Source organism: Thermanaerothrix sp. (genome assembly GCA_026417795.1).
Taxonomy (GTDB): Bacteria; Synergistota; Synergistia; order Synergistales; family Synergistaceae; genus Thermanaerovibrio.
In genome coordinates this window covers 1-1,887 of record JAOACP010000085.1, presented here as the reverse complement: position 1 = coordinate 1,887, position 1,887 = coordinate 1, and the positions used below count along the sequence as shown (strand labels likewise).

The 1,887-nt window shown below is 48.7% G+C and carries 2 protein-coding genes; both read right to left on the bottom strand.

Annotation, left to right across the window (positions count from 1 at the left end):
- The coding region (locus N2315_09190) for an MFS transporter (protein ID MCX7829348.1) at positions 1-977 on the bottom strand (977 nt) is incomplete at its 3' end.
- A gap of 250 nt (positions 978-1,227) precedes the next feature.
- On the bottom strand, positions 1,228-1,860 hold the full coding sequence (locus tag N2315_09185) for a hypothetical protein (GenBank protein ID MCX7829347.1): 633 nt from the start codon (positions 1,858-1,860) through the stop codon (positions 1,228-1,230).
- Between the last annotated feature and the right edge of the window lie 27 nt (positions 1,861-1,887).

Below are 1,887 nucleotides of genomic sequence, written 5' to 3'. Positions count from 1 at the left end.
GTCCCCACACTGATTCCCCACAACACCATACCCGCGAGAATAAGCGGAATATTCCCCATAAAAATAAGAGGAGCGGTGAATACCTCTGCCACAAAGAGCCCTAAAAGGGCTTTCAATCCAAAACGATCATAGAGGAACCCAAACACGATGGCCGCCGCCGCATCCACTGCCATAGCCCCGGCATACAAAAGAGGTATGGCCTCTTCCACAAAACCATTCGTCTTTTTAAGGTGAAGCCCAATAAGGGGAAAGTCGGTGATTCCCATAGCTAAGAGGGCCGCCGCCGCCACAATAATCCAGTATTCCCGGCTATAACCGCTTGTTCCCAATACGGGCCGTACCGTTTTTAATTCAAATTTTTGAGGATGGGGGAACAAAAAACGGGCCACGATGGCGGTTCCTACCGCAATACCCGCCGGGATAAACAGCAATAGCAGTCCTTTCCGGTAGCCTGCCAGGGACTCCCCGTTTTTTGTGGTAAACAAAAGAAGAGAAAAAAGGGCTGGCCCCAGGAAAGCCCCTAATTGGTCCATGGCTTCGTGGAGTCCAAACCCAAAACCACTGCCGGTCTGTTTAGAGGCAAAGGAAAGCACCGCGTCCACCGCGGGCTTACGAATGGCCTTTCCCACCCGTTCTAAGAAAAGAAAAATAACGGCCAGTTGCCAACCACTAAAAAAGGCCATCATGGGAAGCGAGGTAAGGCCGATGGTATACCCAAGGATGATTAAAAGCCAGTATTTCCTTGTTTTATCAGCGATAGAGCCAGAAACAAAACGGAGGGCATATCCCACAAATTCTCCAAGGCCCGCCGCAAGCCCCAGGGCAAAGGCGCTGGTTCCCAGGAGTTTAAGATACTGGCCCACCACACTGCGGCCACCCTCATAGTTCATATCCGCAAAAAGGCTTATCACGCCGAAAAGAACTATAAACAGAATCGCCATTTTCTTGTCTAAAATAGGTTCCTTCTCTGATTTCATGATAGGTCCTCCACAAAATTAGGAAATACGTGGTGTAACTGTATCACAGGTTTTTTATATTTTTCTATACAAACAACCCAGCTAAACACCCCAGCGGCGGAACAAGACACAAGGAGAACTCTTTCACTTTAACGGGGGCCTTTCTTCAAAGAATCGTCCTATTAAAAAAAATCCCCAGCGGCACCAACGCCCTGGGGTTACATGGGAGTAATGTAAGTTATTTTAAAGATAAAACCTGGTCTTTCCTTCCCTAGGGTTTTAATTTTTGCAAAGCATCCCGGACAGTACTGAATTCCAGTCCTTCCGCAAGGCACCAATCCCGAATAACCGTCTGTTCGGGCGGCATCGGTTTACCCAACACCTGTTCTATTTGAGCTTTTGAAACTCCCCAGGCTAAAACCTCTGCAAAGGTAGTTTTTCCCCGAATAAGATTTTCTGAGCTTGTCTGGGGAAGGGGCGTATGGGTTGCATCGGTAACAGGGGAGGTCCGCTGAGTCTGGGAATTCGATGATACAGTAGAAGATGCGTTTTGCCCCTCCGAAACCGTTCCTTTGGTAGCCGCGACTGGTTGAGTTTGGTTAGCAGTGGTGGCTACTGCAGACGTTTTTGGGGCTGTTACCGTTTTTTCTGAATCGGACGTTTTAGTTTCAGGAACCTTTGAATCGCTCGCAGAAGCGGGCGAGACAATGTTCTGATCCTGGGTAACCACCAGGCGGGGTTGCAGCTGGGCTATTTGTTCATCCGTAAGCTTACCTAAGTCCCGGAGCACCTTTATCGCCGTATCCAGGATACCGGTACTTTCTTCTTTTGGTGTGTATGGGATACCCGTATACAGGGCAACAAAGAGCCGCACCGAATCGGTTCCAATTTCCTTATCTCCCATGGTTCCATCTGTCTCTTATACACATCT